The sequence below is a fragment of the Bifidobacterium apousia genome (genome assembly GCF_007559275.1).
GTDB lineage: Bacteria > Actinomycetota > Actinomycetes > Actinomycetales > Bifidobacteriaceae > Bombiscardovia > Bombiscardovia apousia.
Genome location: NZ_VMHK01000005.1, coordinates 73,118 through 90,055 on the forward strand (window position 1 = coordinate 73,118; position 16,938 = coordinate 90,055).

Genomic DNA, 16,938 nt, shown 5'->3' on the forward strand with positions numbered 1-16,938 from the left:
ACTCGGGCCGGACGTAGGTCCCGGGAGGATGCAGCCGATCCGAGTGGAGCAGGCCAGTGCCGTGATACCCCGGACAGACAAGAAGGAGGTGCCTGGCGGTGAAGACCGTGTTGGCCATCTTCAGGCGAGATCTCTGGCGGATACTGCGCAACCCCGTGGCCCTGGTGGTGACCATCGGCGTGGCCGTGCTGCCCTCCCTCTATGCCTGGTTCAACATCATGGCCCTCTGGGACCCCTACAGCAACGTCAAGAACCTGCCCGTGGCCGTCGTCAGCATGGATCGAGGGGCGCAGTCGGCGGAAACCGGCAGGATCAATGCCGGCAGATCGGTCATCCAGGAGCTGCGCGGCAACAACAGCCTGGGTTGGAAGTTCATGGATGATGACCAGAGAGCCATCGACGAGGTCCACTCAGGCAAGTGCTACGCGGCCATCATCATCCCAGAACGGTTCAGCGCCGATCTGGTCGGCATCGTCGAGGGGACCGGGAGCAGGCCTGCGCTGAACTATTACGTCAATGAGAAGAAGAACGCCATCGCCCCCAAGGTGACCGACACAGGCGCCTCCACCATCGACCAGGAGATCAACACCGTCTTCGTCTCGGCCGTCAGCGATGCCCTGGCCGGGAAGGTCCTGCAGACCGCCGGCGATGCACAGGGCGCGGCCGAGCAGAGCCGCAGTCAGGTGGTGGGCGACCTGGGGGAAATCATCGGCCAGCTGGATCGTACGGATGGCCAGCTTGACCGGATTGGTTCCACCATGGGCCAGGCCAGGCAGACCGTGGCCGGCTCCAGAAGCGACATCAAGGATCTGCAGAGTCAGATATCGGCCACCCAGGCCACCCTGAGCAAGGCCCAGGACCACATGACCAGGACCCGCGATGACAGCCTCCGCTTCTCCTCCGCCCTGAACCAGGCTCTGGCGGACGGGTCGGTGCGGCTGTCCAGCGCGGTCACGGATGTGAATACGGTGGCAGGCGGGATCACCGCCGACCTGAACGCCACCCAGGACAAGGTGGACCGGGTCAATTCCGGCCTGGGCCAGTTGGTGGACGCCAACGGGAAGGCCGTGGACCGGCTCCAGACAGGTCTGGACCAGTCCGGGCTGCATCCCGGGGATCCGGCCTACGAGAGCATCCAGCGGCAGATCGACGATCTGAAAAAGACCAACCAGCAGCAGAAGGCATCTCTGGATGCCTTCAAGAAGAACTCCTCGACGGCCCTGGATTCGGGCAAGCAGGCCGCATCGGACCTGAGCTCGGCCATGACCGACACCGGAGACACAGGTATCAAGGCCCTGACTGCGGCCAGCCAGAGCCTGACGGGGACCACCATGCCCAACCTTCTTACCGGGTTGGACAACCTCAACGCCTCCAACGGCTCGCTCCAGGGCGCCCTGAGCAGCCTGGCCACCACGGCCGCCCAGACCGATGCCCTGCTGGACCAGCTGGATTCCACCATTGGTCAGGCCCAGTCAACCCTGTCCACCACCAGGGCCTCCCTGGCCTCGGTCAGGTCCGACCTGGAGGGGGTCCGCACCGATGTGGCGGCCCTGGGGTCCTCGGCCGCCTGGAACCGGATGTCCCAGACCCTGGGCTTGAGCCCCGAATCCTTCGGAAAGGCCATGGCTTCGCCGGTCAAGCTGGATTCCCACACGGTCTACCCGGTCAGCAACTACGGGTCGTCCGTGGCGCCCTTCTACACCAATCTGGCCCTCTGGGTGGGCGGGTTCATCCTGATCGCCATCTACAAGCTGGAGGTCGACAAGGAGGGCATCCGCAAGTGCACCGCCACCCAGGCCTACCTGGGCCGCTGGCTTCTGCTGGTCTTCGTCGGCTTCTTCCAGGCGCTGATCGCTACAGTGGGCGACCTGATGCTGGGCATCCAGTGCCAGCAGCCGGCCCTGTTCGTCCTGGCCGGGGTCTTTGCCTCCTTCGTCTACATCAACATCATCTATGCCCTGGCCGCCTCCTTCAGGCACATCGGCAAGGCCCTGGCCGTGGTCCTGGTCATTCTGCAGATACCCGGCTCCTCGGGCATGTACCCCATTGAGATGATGCCCGACTTCTTCCGCAATCTGAACCCCTGGCTGCCCTTCACCTACGGGATCAACGCCATGCGCGAGACCATCGGCGGCATGTACGGCAACCACTATTGGCAGGACATGCTCCACATCTTCTGGTACCTGCCGGCGGCACTCCTGATCGGACTGGTGGTGCGGCGGTACCTGCTCAACCTGAATGCCCTCTTCGACCGGCGGCTGGGCGCCACCGACCTGATGCTGACCGAGCAGAACCATTCGGCCGACCGTCGCCTGAGCCTGGGCAGCCTGGCCCGCTCCATCCTGGGCGAGGGCGACTACCGCGCCGTCGTAAGGCGGCGGGCGCATCGCTTCCTGGCCCTCTATCCAACGCTGATCCGGGCTGGTCTGGCCCTGGTCCTGCTGCCGGTGCTCTTCCTTATCCTGCTGTTCAGCACCGAGGCCAAGATCGTCATGCTGATCGCCTGCATCGCCTCCATCGTCCTGATCGACGCCTACCTGATCATCGTCGAGTACATCTGCGACGGCTATGTGCAGCAGCTGGGCCTGACCGAGCGTCCCGGCATGGACTTCCACACCCTGATCCGCCCGCGTCGGCAAGGTCCCTCGGCCATGACCAGGCTGACCACGGCCGTGCGCGAATCAGTTTTGAACCGCGATGAGGAGGGCGCTCCCGAGGATGGTGATCGCCGATGAGGAACATATGGAGGATCCTGCGCAAGGACCTGGCCGACGCCACCAGCAACGTCATCGCCATCATCGTCCTGATGGGCCTGATCATCGTCCCGTCCCTCTACGCCTGGTTCAACATCGCTGCCAGCTGGGATCCCTATAAGAACACCAAGGCCATCAAGGTGGCCGTGGCCAACACTGACAAGGGGTACAAGTCCGACCTGATCCCGGTCAGGATCAACGTGGGGGAGACGGTCACCAGCACCCTGCGGGCCAACGACCAGCTGGACTGGAGGTTCGTCAACCGCGATCAGGCCCTGGAGGGGGTGCGCTCAGGCGAGTACTACGCCGCCATCGTCATTCCCAAGGATTTCAGCGCGGATATGATGACCCTCTTCTCAAAGGATGTGAAGCACGCCAACCTTGAGTACTACCTGAACGAGAAGAAGAACGCCATCGCCCCCCATGTCACCGAGCAGGGGGCCGACACCGTGGCCACGACCATCGACAAGACCTTCGTCAAGACCGTGGGGCAGGTGGGGATCGATCTGGCCAGCCAGGTCTTCACCTACTCCCAGAGCCCCCAGGTCCAGGATTATCTGACCAGGACGACCGGCCACATCGACCAGATGTCACAGCGGCTGACCACTGCATCCAGCCAGGTGAATGCCTATGCGGGCCTACTGGACTCCTCCGGACAGATGATCGACTCCACCGGACGGATTCTGGGTCGGTCCGATTCCGCCATGGCCGATGCCAGGAAGGCCCTGAATCAGGGAACCAAGGGGTCCAAGGATCTGGGCAAGTCCCTCTCCGGGTCAGCCCAGGCGGTCGACGCTGCCCTTGACCAGGCCTCGGGCGCCTATGACACCATCGGGTCCAAGATCGACGATGCCTTCGACAAGGTAGGTCAGCAGAGCGATGCCGTCAGCAGCCAGCTGAACGATCTAAGCGAACGGATCAGAGACTCGGCGGCCGACTACGACCGGATGATCGCCAGTCTGGAGGATCTGCGTGCCACGGTGGAATCCGACTCCAATCTGACAGCAGACCAGCGCCAGGCCCTGCTGACCGCCATCGATCAGGCCCAGGCCGGAATGCGGGCGGCCCAGGCGGCTCAGCGCGACCTGGCCGATCGGATCAGCCAGGCCTCCCGGACAGCCAAGGAGGGCAAGGACAAGCTGGGCGGTCAGCGGCAGGATCTGAAGAACAGGATCGCCCAGGCCCGCGCCTCGGTGGATCAGATCCGCGCCCAGTACCGCGATGATTTGAAGCCCCGCCTGGATGACCTGGCTTCCTCCATGGACACCGTGGTCACTTCGACCGACCGGCTGCTGACGGGTCTGGATGGAACCGTCAAGGGCGCCTCTGGGCTGACGGGCCCTATGACCAAGGACATCAGCCAGGCCAAGGACCAGCTGGGCGAGATCTCCCAGCGCCTGGACCAGGCCTCCAAGCGGCTGACCGACCTGAGGGGACACCTGACCCAGGCTTCGCAGGGCAAGGATGCGCAGGAGGTCAAAACCCTGCTGAGCGGGGATTCCGAAACCCTGGCCGCGCTTCTGTCCTCGCCGGTAGGCATCCATCGGCATGCGGTCTTCCCGGTCATGAACTACGGGTCGGCCATGACCCCCTTCTACACCATCCTTTCCATCTGGGTGGGCGCCACCATTCTGGCAGCCATGATGAAGGTGGCCCTGTCCGACAAGAAGAAGGCCTTCGTCCTGCACCTGGACTCCCTGCAGGATGCCTGGAAGAGGGCCGATGACCTGGATGAGGATTCCGAGGGCAGCCGCTCCTGGGGAGTCTTCCGCCCGGAGTCGCCAGGCAACGCCCGCCGCTTCGGCCTTCAGCTCTACCAGGAGTACTTCGGCAGATTCGCGGTCTTCGCCCTGATGGCCATCCTCCAGGGCTGCCTGATCGCCCTGGGTGACCTCTTCTACCTGAAGGTCCAGTGCGTGCATCCGCTGATGTTCGTGCTGGTGGCGGTCTTCGCCTCCTTCGTCTTCATGAATCTGATCTATACCCTGGTCGTCTCCTTCGGGGACATCGGCAAGGCCATCGCTGTCATCCTCCTGGTCATGCAGGTGGCTGGCTCGGGCGGCACCTTCCCCATGGAGACCCTGCCCGGCTTCTTCCAAGGGGTCTATCCCTTCCTGCCCTTCGTCCACGCCATCGGGGCCATGCAGTCGGCCGTTGCCGGAGCCTATGGCATGGAGTTCTGGCGGGAGATGGCCACCCTGGCCCTCTTCCTGGTGCCCTCGCTGCTGCTGGGGCTGGTCCTGCGCAAGCCCGTCATCCGCTTCAATGATTGGATCGTCAGAAACCTGGAGAGCACCCGGCTCATGTAGGGTCGAGTCCAACAGAAGGTGGTATAGGGTGAGAGCATGAGCGTCCAACTGGTTGAGGAGCGCCGCTACGACCAGATCATGAAGGATCGCGTCCTACCTGATCTGGCCTCCTGTCGCAGTGACGGATGGATGATCTCCCATGACGGCGGCGAGGACGGGGGAACCTTACTGGACAAGGCCCATCTCGGCGGCGTCGACCCCTCCCGGCTTCTGCATTACGTCTGCTATGACAGGACGCTTTTCCGCCAGGGCGCGGTGGAGTCAGGGTCGGCTCGCGTGCGCGGGGCCGTAATCATCTCCTTCGGTTTTTCGGAATTCGCCGACAAGTATCAGGAGATGGCCTGGTACTTCCTGATGCAGGGGTACTCTGTCTGCATTCCCGAGCACTGGGGACACGGTTTCTCCGGCCGAGGAGTAAACGATCCCAGTCTGGTATGGGTGGATCATTGGCAGCGGTATGTGGCGGATTTGGCCGCCTTCTGCTCCCAGGTGGGCCAGCAGTACGCCCAGGACAAGCCTATGGTGCTCTATGCCCATTCCATGGGCGGCGGTGTGGCTGCAAGAATGCTGGAAACTTTTCCTTCACTTATTGATAAGGCGGTCCTGTCATCGCCCATGATTGCGCCGCGGACCGGGTTCATGCCCTCGGTGGCATGGACGGCGACAAACGCCGCCTGCATGATGGGCCGCTCGCGCAGCATGGCTCCGGGGTTCGGCCCCTTCCGTCCCGAGCTGGATATGGGCAAGTACCCCAATGGCAGCCAGGCTCGGGTGTCCTGGACCCATAAGTTGCGGGCCAAGGAGGTGCATTACCAGACCAGCGCCGCCACCTTCGGCTGGGTCAGGGAGAGCCTGGAGATGAGCCGGGCCATACTGCGTCCTGACCGATGCAGCCGGGTGGAGACCCCTCTGCTGCTTTTCCAGGCTCAGCCCGACCGCTTTGTGCTGCCGATGCCCCAGAACCGATTTGTCGACCAGGTCCAGCAGGGCGGCTGCCAGGCCACGCTGGTGCGCATCCCGGGCAGTATGCACGAGCTCTACCAGATGCCCGACAAGGTTCTAGGGCCCTACTTGGAGCGCATCTTCGACTTTTTCGACCAGCCCTGGCAGCTCGCTGACGACCGCTGATCAGACGCCGAACACGAGATCCTACTTGTCGAGCACCTTCTGAGGATCGGCATCGAAGGTATCGACGCAATTCTGCGAGCAGAAGTAGTAGGTCTTGCCCTGGTAGTCGCGCTTGGCTGCGGCCGTGCTGGGGTCGATGGACATCCCGCAGACTGGGTCGGTGACCTTGTCCGTCGCTGCCTGGTCCTGCTGCATGTCGTCGTGATGATGGAAGAGTCCCATCTCATTTCCTTTCTCTTGGTTGTGTTCTTGGTGGGTGGAAATACTGAGGTCCCTGGTCAGGGCATCCATGTCGATTGGCTTGGCCTCCTTGACCGGCCTGGCCTTCAGGGGCGTATGCCGCAGCCGGTTGGCGTTGAGCACCACTGACAGGGAGGAGAAGGCCATGGCTGCTCCGGCGATCATGGGGTTGAGCAGGAGGCCGATGAAGGGGTAGAGCACGCCGGCGGCGATGGGTATGCCCAGGCCGTTGTACCCGAAGGCGAACCAGAGGTTCTGATGGATGTTGCGCATGGTCGCCGCCGAAAGGTCGATGGCCTTGACGGCCGCGTTCAGGTCGCCCGAGACCAGGGTCACGTCGGCGGACTCGATGGCCACGTCCGTTCCGGTGCCGATGGCCATGCCCAGGTCGGCCTGGGCCAGGGCCGGGGCATCGTTGATGCCGTCGCCGATCATGGCCACCTTGTGACCCTGGGCCTGAAGGGCCTTGACGATGCTCGCCTTGTCCTCGGGATGGATCTGCGCCACCACTCGGGTGACTCCCACCTGGCCGCCGACCTGCTCAGCGGTGCCTTGGTTGTCGCCGGTCAGCATGATGGTCTGGATGTTACGCTCGTTCATGTCGTGGATGGCCTGCTTGGAGCCGGCCTTGACCTGGTCGGTCACGGCAAGAACCCCGGCAAGCCTGCCGTCGATGGCTACGAAGATGGTTGTGCGGCCCTGATCCTCCCAGCTGCGGGCGGTGTCGAAAAGGGGTTGCGCGCCTGCCTGGTCCGCCTTTTCGTTCCCTAGATCGATTCCCTTGCCCTCGAGCAGCCTGCGGTTGCCGACAAGGACATGGAGGGTATTCTCTTCATTCCGGCTGTTTTCTGTCATGCTCTTGAAGGAGCCGGAGGGGAAGGTTGCATCGATGCCGGCGCCGGTGACCGAGTCGAAGTCCTTGATCGGGACCAGCTCCAGATTGCGGTCCTTTGCGGTCTGGACGATGGCCTGGGCCAGGGGGTGCTCGGAATTGCTCTCGGCACTCGCGGCTGCCCTGATCAGCAGGTCCTCATCCAGACCCTGCACGCTCAGGGCATCAGCCAGTTCAGGTCGGCCCTGGGTGATGGTGCCAGTCTTGTCAAGGACGATGGTATCGACGTCATGCGCTCCCTGCAGGGCCTCCGCCGACCGGTAGAGCACACCGGCACGGGCGCCGCGTCCAGTGCCGATCGTTACGGACAGGGGGGTGGCCAGGCCCAAGGCGCAGGGGCAGGCGATGACCAGGACGGAGACCGCCGCCACGATTCCGTATACTCCGCGGGGCATGGGGCCGAACGCCCACCAGGCCACGAAGGTCCAGAGCGCTACCAGGATGACCCCGGGGATGAAGATTGACGATATCCGGTCGGCCAGCTTCTGGATGGGTGCCTTGGAGGTCTGAGCCGTCTTGACCAGCCGAATGATCTGCGCCAGAACGGTGTCCTGTCCTACCTGGGTGGCCTTGTAGCGCAGGGAGCCTGTGCCGTTGACGGTGGCTCCGACCAGGGAATCGCCCTCCTGCTTGAGGACAGGCATGGGCTCGCCGGTCACCATGGATTCGTCCACAGAGGATGATCCGGAAATGACCTGGCCGTCCACCGGCAGCTTCTCGCCCGGATGGACCTGGATCACGTCTCCGACGGCTACATCGTCGACGGCGATCTCCTGGGTGGTCTCCCTGCCGTCCTGGCCGGTCCTCACCACGGTGGCGGTCTTGGGTCTCAATCCGACAAGGGCGCGGATGGCATCGCCAGTGCCGCGCCGGGCCCTTGCCTCCAGGATCTGGCCGAGGATCATCAGGGTGATGATGGTGCCCACAGCCTCGTAGTAGGGTTCGCGGCTTCCCTCAGGCAGGAGCTGCGGGGCCACGGTGACCACCAGTGAGTAGAGGAAGGCCGTGGCAGTGCCTAGGGCGACCAGGGAGTTCATCTCCGGGGCCCGGTGCGCCAGGGCCAGCCATCCGGTGCGGTGGATGGGCCAGCCTGAGTAGAACATCACCGGCAGGATCAGGACCAGCTGGACCCAGGGGTTCATCAGCATGTGGGGCATGGGCAGGAACATGCCGAACATGGCCGGGATGAAGACCGGGAGTGTGAAGACCAGGGCTACGATGAACCGCCTGGTCAGGTCACGGATTTCTGCCGTGCGCTCCTGATCCGCCTCGTCCTGGTCGCTGCCGCCATTGGTCTGGGCGGGCTTGGCGGATTCGGTGGGTTCGGCTTGTGGGCGCTCGCCTTGTGACTGGCTGCCCTGTGCTTGTTTGGATTGTGCCTCGGCGCTGCCGGTTGTCGGTCCATCGGTGGCCCGGAGCATCCCGTGGAGCATGTTCATCCCGCAGGCGAAGGGGTAGTCGCCGGCCTTGGGCGGGGTCAGCTGGACGGTCGAGGTCTGGAAGGCGGGCAGGGTCTTGTCGATGTTGAAATCGTTGAAGACCACGTGCGAGGAGCACTCTCCGCTCTCCTGGCGGTCGAAGACCAGCTTGACCGGCCGCCCGGCCTGGACTTGGATCAGCTGGGGGCTGTATCCGCCCTTGACTGTGATGTGGACTGTCTGGACGCCGCCCTCATCCTTGGCCTGGGTGGCCTTTCTGGGCGCGAAGAAGTACCAGATGATGCCCGCCGTTATGGCCAGGGCCGCGATAAGGACCAGGATGCTGCTCATGTGGCTCACTATACCCCCCAGGGGTATACTGATAGTGAATTTCGAGATGGGTTTCATGAATTCGAGTCAGTCTTGGCTGCGTCATGAAGGCCATGGGATGAATGCGAATGGAGTGAATCGTGCCCGGATATGCCAACGATAAAAAGCGGACCATAACCAGACTGCGGCGTGTCGAGGGCCAGGTCAGGGCCATCGAGCAGATGGTTGAGTCGGACACTTACTGCATCGATATCCTCACCCAGATCGCCGCCTCGACCAGCGCCCTGAAGTCGGTGGCCCTGACCCTGCTGGACGACCACATGAACCACTGCGTCCGCGAAGCTGCCGAAAAGGGGGGTGAAGAGGCCGACGAGAAGATGCAGGAGGCCTCCGAGGCCATCGCCCGGCTGGTTCGCTCCTAGCAGCCCTTGTCAGACAGGTCCAATCGGACTGGGGATTCTGGTGGGCATGCCTGGAATATCGAATAGGCTGAACGGCCTCGGCTGCCATCGGACCAATAAAAAATGCCTTCGACCGACATCAGTCAGCCAAAGACATTTCCATTTCTTCGTGCGAACGGAGGGAGTTGAACCCTCACGAGCATCAGCTCACTGCCACCTGAAGACAGCGCGTCTACCATTCCGCCACGTTCGCAGACAACTGGAAAGGTTAGCACGGTTGTCTGCGCGGCGCAATAATGGCGTGTTGGCTCAGCCCTTGGATCCGTGGGCGTAGAACCTGGCCAGCGTCTCCTTCTTGTAGTCGTCGAAGTAGCCGCCATCGATGGACCGGCGGATCTCGTCCAGCAGCCTTACGAAGAAGCGCTCGTTGTGGATGGTGGCCAGCGTGTAGCCGTTGAGCTCGTGGGCGCGGAGCAGATGGTCGATGTAGGCCCGGGAGTAGTGGGTGCAGGTATAGCAGTCGCAGTCCTCTTCGATGGGTCTGAAATCGGTCTTGAACTGGGCACGCTTGATGTTCCAGCGGCCGTCACGGGTGAAGACGGCCCCGTTGCGTCCACAGCGGGCCGGGGATACGCAGTCGAAGGTGTCCCCGCCGTTCTCCACGCCTGCAAAGATGTCGTCCACAGCGGCGATGCCCAGGACGTGCCTGGGCCGGGATTCGGGCATTTCGTCGCAGATCCAGGCGCAGGTCTGCCCCAGCAGCCGTTTCTCTATGGCGCCCCCGATGCCCACGCCGTCGAAGTCCAGGGAGGCGATCTGGCGGGCGGCGCGTCGGCGCAAATCCTCATAATTGGCCCCCTGCACCACGCCGAACAGGGCCTGGTAGGGCTTGCCGGTCCGCGCTTGGGTCAGCCTGTGGTGCTCGTCCACGCAGCGTTTGGCCCAACGGAAGGTGCGCTCCACTGACTGTTCCTGGTAGGTGCGGGTGTTCATTAGGGTGGTCAGCTCGTCGAAGGAGAACATGATGTCGGCTCCGATGCGGTGCTGGATGCCCATGGAGATCTCGGCCGAGAAGCGGTGCCGGTCGCCGTTGAGCGGGGACTTGAAGGTGACCCCGTCCTCATCCACGAAGGCCAGGCGCTCCTTGCCTTCGGCGATCACCTGGTCCGACTTCATGCCGGTCACGTCCATGGCCAGGGTCTTCTTGAATCCCGCCCCCAGCGAGAGCACCTGGAAGCCGCCCGAGTCGGTGTAGGTGGGGCCGTCCCAGTTCATGAACCGGGCCAGGCCGCCTGCTTGATCCAGAATGTCGGGGCCCGGGCGTTCGAACAGGTGGAAGGCGTTGGCCAGAAGGACCTGGGCACCCAGCTGCCGCATTTGCTCGGGCAGGACGGCCTTCATAGCCGCCTGGGTGGCCACGGGGATGAATGCGGGGGTGTGGATGTCTCCGTGAGGAGTGTGGATGATGCCGGTGCGGCCGTAGCGGCGGCCATTGCGTCCCAGGCCTTCGGGGCTATCGGGCAGACGGTTCAGGGTCTCGAATGAGAATGCGGTGCGGTCGCCGGGTCGGCCCGGCGTGGCTCCCAGCGGGTTGGTGATCAGGCTCATGGCTCCACTGTATCCAAGACATCCAACCGTCCCGCAGCTGCCCTGTGTACAGTCGATATGACTTTCATGCAATGTCCAGACAACATTCAGCATTTCGGCCCTAGACTTGGAAGCAATGCATGCGAGGACCCGCTTCGCCTGTCAGCCGGAAACAGCAAAAAGCGCGGGCGACGGGGTAGATTGACAAGCGTGACCGAATAGCAGGCAGCGGCATCGATCCGAAGGAGCAGAAATGGCTGAAGAGCACAAGGCCGACCCTTGGAGGGGCGGCGATGACGGTCAGTCCTGGCAGCCAAGCCACATCGAGCGCGGGGCCGCCGAGCAAGAGCAGGAGACGGGAGCCTCCACAGACCAGACCGACTCTGCTCAAGTCCCAGCGACAGAAGCAGGGGACCAGCAGACTCAGGCCTGGGATCAGAGGCCCACGACCCCTATTGACATGCCTGGTGGCGATGCACGGTCCACGACTGCGGAAACCGGGTCGAATGGCGATAGCAACGCCGGGGCTTCAGCCTCCGCCTCCAACGGCTCGACTACAGGGCAGGATGCGCAGACGCAGCAGCAGTCTTACTATCGGCCTGCGCCCGAGTATGGTGCCTACGCACCTGCAGGCTCGCGTCCGCCCGCCAGCGATCAGGGTCAGCAGCAGCCCAGCCAGGGGTATGGCTCCAGTCCTCAGCAGGGCTTCTTCGGACAATACGGACAGCCAGGCCAGTTCGGGCAGAACGGCCAGCCCCGTCCGAATGCCGGCCAGAGCCCCCAGGGTGGCCAGCCCTCCGGCCAGGGTCCCTTCGTGCCTTTCGGATCCGGCGGCCCCAACAACGGCCGGTCCGGTCCTGGCAATAACGCCGGCAGCAGCATGAGCGGCACGGGCAAGTACGTCTTCACCGCCGTGGTGGCCGCCCTGGTGGCCGCAGCCCTCATGCTGGGCCTGGGCTGGGCGGCACTGTCCAACGGATGGATCACCCTGCCCTCGTCCTCCTCGCTGAACGGGGTCTCCTCCAATTCCTCGGGCCAGGGCACAGCCAAGGTCCAGGGCGGCCAGGCTCCCGACTGGCAGGCCATCAGCAAGCAGGTTTCCGAGTCCGTGGTCTCTATCCAGGTGCAGACCAAGAGCGGGGTGGGGGCCGGATCGGGCGCGGTCTTCGACACCCAGGGCCATGTGGTCACCAACAACCACGTGGTCGATGGTGCCCAGGAGATTCACGTCACCCTCTCCAACGGGCAGATGTACACGGCCAAGGTGGTCGGCACCGACACCACGGCCGATCTGGCCATCCTCAGCCTGGATCAGGCGCCCTCCGACCTGAAGCCTGTGAAGTTCGCCGACTCCGAAAAGCTGGCTGTGGGCGAGAATGTCATGGCCATCGGCAACCCACTGGGTTACGAGAACACGGCCACCACCGGCATCGTCTCGGCTCTGAACCGCCCGGTCTCGGTCATGGACGAGAGCAACAATAACCCCATTGTAACCAACGCGGTCCAGCTGGATGCGGCCATCAACCCCGGCAACTCGGGTGGCCCCACCTTCAACGCGGCCGGCGAGGTCATCGGGATCAACTCCTCCATCGCCTCCATGGCCTCCTCCAAGTCCGAGGCGGGATCCATCGGCATCGGGTTCGCCATCCCCTCCAACCTGGTCAAGCGGATCGCTGATGAGATCATCAAGGACGGCAAGGCCAAGCATGTCTCCCTGGGTGTCACCATCCAGAGCAGTACAGCCCAGGCCGATGGGGTCACCCGAGGGGGGGCCAAGGTCACCAAGGTGGTCTCCGGCTCCCCGGCCGACAAGGCGGGCATCAAGACTGGCGACACCATCGTGGCCTTCAACGGCCATGCGGTCAACAACAACTTCTCCCTGCTGGGCTTTGTCCGGGCCGCCGCCTTCGGTGACTCGGTCAAGATCACCGTGGTCAGGGACGGCAAGACCTCCGAAGTGAACGCCACTCTGGACCGCGAGGAACAGACCGTTCAGGGCAAGCCCAGGACCAACAGGAGGAACTCGGACGGCAGTGGCCAGGACGGCGACTCCGACCAGGGCGGTTCGGGCGACGACGACTCCATAGATCCCTTCCGCTTCTTCTTCGGGCAGTGATCCGGGACTGACCCGTAGGGGCCGCATCCGTCAGATGACGGGCGCGGCCCCTTGCCATATCCGCCGTCCGCCGCTGGGCCTGGCGCGGTATAGGCTTGATATGTCAGGTGCAGAAGAGAGCCGTGATCCGGCTGCGGCTGTCAGGTAGACAAGTCCGGAGCGGGGAAGTGGTCATGTCAAAAATCCTGGGTTTCGCCAAGAAGGTCCCCATGCTTTGGGTGGTTCTGGTCTGCGGACTGGTCATGGGCCTGCTCTGGCACCCCTATCGCCAGGCTGCCCAATGGCTGGTGGCCGTCCTGGTGGCCGTCTCGCTGGTGGACACCCTCAAGGGGATGATCGATGACGTGCGACATGGCCACGTGGGCGTGGATATCCTGGCTGTGGTCGCCATTCTCTCCACCCTGGCTGTCAAGCAGTATTGGGCCAGCTGGGCCGTGGTCCTCATGCTCTACTCCGGCGATGCCATCGAGCAGTATGCAGGGAACAGGGCACAGAACAACCTGACGGTACTGGTTCAGGCCGCTCCTCAGGTGGCCCATGTAGTCCAGGTAGACCTGCCGGAGGGAAAGCATGGCCTTCCCAAGGAGAGCGACTGGAGCACGGTGGCGGTCGATCAGGTCCGCCTGGGAGACCTCCTGGTGGTCAAGCCCGGTGAGACCGTGCCCGTTGACGGCGAGCTGATCAGCCGCACTGCCACCCTGGATATGTCCACCATCAACGGTGAGCCCATGCCCCGCAGGCTCTACCAGGATGCCCAGGTCATGTCCGGGGCGGTCAATGGCTCGGGCACCTTCCTGATGCGGGCCCGGCAGCTGGCCCGTGATTCCCAGTATCAGCGCATCCTCAACCTGGTGCGTTCCGCCCAGAACTCGCGGGCTGCAGTCGTCAGAACAGCTGACCTGATGGCAGTCCCCTTCACCGTGGTGGCCTTCATCATCGCCTGCGTAGCCTGGATCATCTCCGGCGTGCCGACCCGGTTCGCCCAGGTTCTGGTCCTGGCAACCCCCTGCCCTTTGCTGATCGCCGCTCCTGTGGCCTACATGGCCGGGACCGGGAGGCTGGCCAAGGCGGGGCTGCTGATCAAAACCCAGGACGTGATCGAGAATCTGGGCCGGGTCTCGCACATCTTCTTCGATAAAACAGGCACGCTGACCGTCAAACGTCCCCAAGTGGCCAAGATCGACCTGCCCGAGGGCAGGGAGCAGAAGGTCGATACAGACCGGATTCTGGCCATGGCGGGCGCTGTGGAGGCCTACTCGGTCCACATCCTGGCCAACGGGATCGCTGAGGCCGGGGCTGCCGCCCAGGAGCGGTTGCGGGCGCAGAGCAATGACGAGATCCATCTGCATGCGCAGGAGGTTCAGGAGGACTCCGGCAACGGGGTCCAGGGTATGGTCGGCGGCCATCAGGTCAAGGTGGGCAGGGCCCAGTTCGTGGCCGACGGGAATTCAAGTGATTCCTTTGGCCCCCTGGCGCCTGACGAGATGGCCTCCTTCGTCTCTATCGATGGGGTCCTGGCTGCCAGAATCGTCATGAAGGATGTGCCCAGGTCGGATGCCGCCCAGACCATCGCCCAGCTTCGGGAGCTGGGGATCACCCGTCTCTCCATGGTTACCGGTGACAAGGAGGCCTCGGCCCGGATCATCGCCGACCAGGTGGGCATCACCGACGTGCATGCCGGCCTCTTCCCCGAGGACAAGGCCAATCTGATCGCCAAGGCTTCCAGGGAGGAGCCCAACCGACAGCCCTTCTGGGACATCTGGCTGTCCAAATTCCTAGGGGAGTCAGTGACCAAATCCATCACCGTGATGGTGGGGGACGGGGTCAACGATGCCCCGGTCCTGGCTGCCGCCGACGTAGGCATGGCCATCACCGACGGGACCACTACGGCCGCCTCAGAATCCGCCCAGGCTGTGATCATGAACGACGACATCGCCTGCCTGCCCAGATCGATCACCATCGCTCGCAGGACCAAGCGGGTCATGCTCCAGGCGGTCATGCTGGGACTGACCCTGGCCACGGTGGGCATGCTCTGCGCCGCCTTCGACCTGATCCCGGTGGTTGTCGGCGCCTTTACCCAGGAGGCCATCGACGTGGTCTCCATCCTCTGGGCCCTGACTGCGCTGATAGACCGGGATTGAGGCCATTTCACGACGCTTGGTGAAAGTCCCGGGGATGGAGCCCGCCTGGCTCTGTTCCCGACCCCTGCTTTGCGTTAGGCTGACAAGCATGAGCGATAATACTGTCAACGATTCCACCATGCCCGCACCGGCCCGCGGCGAGGAAGCCGGCTCCCCCCTGCGCGTGGCCGTCATAGGTGCGGGGCCTGCAGGGGTCTACGCCTCTGACATCCTGCTGCGGCAGCTTCGGGAGAAGGGAGCAGACCTGGGCCTGGGCGAACGGGCCCGGATCGATTTGTTCGAGAAGCTGCCCGTTCCCTTCGGCCTGGTCCGTTACGGCGTGGCCCCGGACCATCCCAGCATCAAGTACATCGCCGGCGCCTTGGAGAAGACGCTGGACAACCCCGAGATCCATCTCTATGCGGATGTGGAGTTCGGCAAGGACGTCAACCTGGATGACCTGCTTGAGCGCTACGATGTGGTCCTTTTCGCCACCGGCGCTGTGGACGACCGCCCCCTGGAGATTGCCGGGCATGAGCTTGATGGCGTTCACGGGGCCGCCCACTTCGTCGAATGGTATGACGGCTATCCTGACGCTGACCAGGACTGGCCCCTGGATGCCAGGCAGGTGGCCGTCATCGGAGGCGGGAACGTGGCCATGGATGTCTCCAGAATCCTGATGCGGCGGGCCGACGACCTGCTGGGCACCGACATCCCCGATAATGTCTACCAGGGGATTCAGGGCAACCAGGCCCGTGAACTGCACATGTTCATCCGTCGCGGACCAGCCCAGGCCAAGTTCTCGGTCCAGGAGCTGCGTGAGCTGGAGAAGCTGCCCGGAGTGCAAATCGTCATCGACGAGGAAGACTTCGACCTGGATCAGGAGACCATCGACCGGGCCGGTGCCGACAAGCTGACCAGGCAGATGCTGGAGGAGCTCTTCACCATCAGGGAGATGGCCGAGGACATGGCTGAGGACGGCGGTGTCGACTTCGAAGGCAACCCCGCCGACCGCCGTTTCTATATGCACTTCTACCGGATGCCAGCCGCTATCATCGGTCAGGACGGCAAGGTGACCGGCATTCGGGCGGAGAAGACCAAGGTCACGCCCGAGGGCACCATGGAGGAGACCAGCCAGTACGAGGAGTACCCGGTTCAGGCCGTCTACCATGCCATCGGCTACAAGCCGGCTGAGGTTCCCGGCATTCCATACGATTTCGCCGGCTATACCCTCTCCAACGTCCACGGTCGTGTGACTACTGCTCCCGAGGGGCAGGACGGCCGACCCATCGACCGTCTCTACGCCACGGGTTGGGCCAAGAGGGGACCTGTGGGGCTGATCGGATCCACCAAGTCCGATGCCCTGGAGACCATTGGCAACATGCTGGATGACCTGGCCGCCAGCCCGACTCGTGGCCGCTTCGCCAAGGACCGTGACGACGATTCGATTGATCGCTTCCTGGCGGACAAGGGCATCCAGCCCATCGACTTCGCCGGTTGGAAGCGGGTGGATGCCTACGAGCGTGCCGAGGGCGCCAAGGCGGGCCGCGAGCACATCAAGGTCATCGATCCCGACCAGCTCCGCCAGCTCGCCCACGGCGAGTAGGCGATCGCTCTTAGATCGGCAATGGCAGGGCCTGGATG

Annotated in this window: 9 protein-coding genes and 1 tRNA gene; 7 read left to right on the forward strand and 3 right to left on the reverse strand. The window is 63.6% G+C overall.

Features of this window, described 5'->3' with window-relative positions:
• Nucleotides 1–98 precede the first annotated feature (98 nt).
• From FPK30_RS06840 to FPK30_RS06850, 3 genes are read left to right on the forward strand one after another with little or no spacing between them, the layout of a single operon-like run.
• Nucleotides 99–2,735 (forward strand): YhgE/Pip domain-containing protein, encoded by a 2,637-nt coding sequence (locus FPK30_RS06840; RefSeq protein WP_144085861.1) that lies wholly within the window; start codon nucleotides 99–101, stop codon nucleotides 2,733–2,735.
• Nucleotides 2,732–5,062, forward strand: coding sequence for a YhgE/Pip family protein (locus FPK30_RS06845; RefSeq protein ID WP_144085862.1), 2,331 nt, complete (start codon nucleotides 2,732–2,734; stop codon nucleotides 5,060–5,062). Before FPK30_RS06840 ends, FPK30_RS06845 begins: the two co-directional genes overlap by 4 nt.
• Nucleotides 5,063–5,098: 36 nt before the next feature.
• Entirely contained in the window at nucleotides 5,099–6,190 is a 1,092-nt protein-coding gene (locus tag FPK30_RS06850) for an alpha/beta fold hydrolase (protein ID WP_144085863.1), read from the forward strand.
• A 21-nt stretch (nucleotides 6,191–6,211) separates the two neighbouring features.
• Here the strand turns inward: FPK30_RS06850 and FPK30_RS06855 are convergent, their stop codons facing one another.
• On the reverse strand, nucleotides 6,212–9,091 hold the full coding sequence (locus tag FPK30_RS06855) for a heavy metal translocating P-type ATPase (RefSeq protein WP_144085864.1): 2,880 nt from the start codon (nucleotides 9,089–9,091) through the stop codon (nucleotides 6,212–6,214).
• Nucleotides 9,092–9,210: 119 nt separating this feature from the next.
• On the opposite strand from FPK30_RS06855, the gene FPK30_RS06860 reads away from it, so the two are divergent.
• The gene (locus tag FPK30_RS06860; RefSeq protein WP_024627554.1) at nucleotides 9,211–9,492 is read left to right on the forward strand and encodes a metal-sensitive transcriptional regulator; all 282 of its coding nucleotides are present in this window, start codon (nucleotides 9,211–9,213) and stop codon (nucleotides 9,490–9,492) included.
• Between the two features lie 149 nt (nucleotides 9,493–9,641).
• On the opposite strand, the gene FPK30_RS06865 is transcribed toward FPK30_RS06860, so the two are convergent.
• Nucleotides 9,642–9,724 (reverse strand) — tRNA-Leu (locus FPK30_RS06865).
• Nucleotides 9,725–9,780: 56 nt separating this feature from the next.
• Nucleotides 9,781–11,079, reverse strand: coding sequence for a tRNA guanosine(34) transglycosylase Tgt (gene tgt / locus FPK30_RS06870; protein WP_045923801.1), 1,299 nt, complete (start codon nucleotides 11,077–11,079; stop codon nucleotides 9,781–9,783).
• A gap of 232 nt (nucleotides 11,080–11,311) precedes the next feature.
• Between tgt and FPK30_RS06875 the strand changes: the two genes are divergently transcribed.
• The 3 genes from FPK30_RS06875 (at nucleotide 11,312) to FPK30_RS06885 (ending at nucleotide 16,900) form a co-directional block, all read left to right on the forward strand.
• Nucleotides 11,312–13,174: a trypsin-like peptidase domain-containing protein gene (locus FPK30_RS06875; protein ID WP_144085865.1), complete on the forward strand. Its 1,863-nt coding sequence runs from the start codon at nucleotides 11,312–11,314 to the stop codon at nucleotides 13,172–13,174.
• A 173-nt stretch (nucleotides 13,175–13,347) separates the two neighbouring features.
• Nucleotides 13,348–15,315 (forward strand): heavy metal translocating P-type ATPase, encoded by a 1,968-nt coding sequence (locus tag FPK30_RS06880; RefSeq protein ID WP_144085866.1) that lies wholly within the window; start codon nucleotides 13,348–13,350, stop codon nucleotides 15,313–15,315.
• 118 nt (nucleotides 15,316–15,433) lie between these two features.
• Nucleotides 15,434–16,900: an FAD-dependent oxidoreductase gene (locus FPK30_RS06885; protein ID WP_144085898.1), complete on the forward strand. Its 1,467-nt coding sequence runs from the start codon at nucleotides 15,434–15,436 to the stop codon at nucleotides 16,898–16,900.
• The last annotated feature ends 38 nt before the right edge of the window (nucleotides 16,901–16,938 follow it).